This is a genomic window from Halocola ammonii (assembly GCF_049334165.1).
Classification (GTDB): domain Bacteria; phylum Bacteroidota; class Bacteroidia; order Flavobacteriales_D; family Sanyastnellaceae; genus JBEGHD01.
Map to the genome: position 1 here is coordinate 1 of NZ_JBEGHD010000039.1, position 695 is coordinate 695.

The 695-nt window shown below is 51.9% G+C and carries 1 protein-coding gene; it reads left to right on the top strand.

Translation table 11 applies throughout. The features are described 5' to 3' along the window. The coding region (locus tag ABHV44_RS16150; RefSeq protein WP_459075750.1) for a hypothetical protein at window positions 1-695 on the top strand (695 nt) is incomplete at both ends.

Here is a 695-nt window from a genome sequence, read left to right on the forward strand (position 1 = left end):
GAAAGCGCCACAGGAGTTGAAAACGGGGACGAGCTCTTCAACGGTACACTGGCGCCTGGATCGTACACAGTAGCCCTCACAGCCTTGAGCGATGCCAACTGCTCACTGAGCGATACTGATCCTTATTCAGTGACGATCAACGTTAGTGAGACAGCCGGTTCAACCGAAACAGTTACCGCCTGCGAAAGCTACGAGTGGAACGGAACAGTTTATACCGAAAGCGGAGTTTACACCAACGAAACGACCGTTGACGGCTGCACAACCATCGACACGCTTGAACTTACGATCAATCCGCTACCGGATGCGAACTTCACCTTCAACGGAGAGCTTGCTGGCTACAATGCCCAGTTTAGCTACTGCGAAGGAACAGAAGTGAATGCTGCTATGAGCGAGATTCTTTCAGGAACCGGACCATTCACCATCACCTGGACGGTCGATGGCGGAGCCGAGCAAACAGCAACTGTAGAAGAAGGAGATACCTTCGCAACAGAGCTGCTCGAGCCGGGTACTTACGAGATCGACCTGACCACAATCACCGATGCCAACGGATGCACCTTCGAAGACACTGAAGAGCTCTACGGAGCCTCCATAACAATCAACGAAGAGCCGGATGTAAATATCCTGTTCAACGGAGTAGTTGCCGGCTACGGAGCTGAGTTCAACTTCTGCGAAGGCCAAAACATTTTGGTGACAGT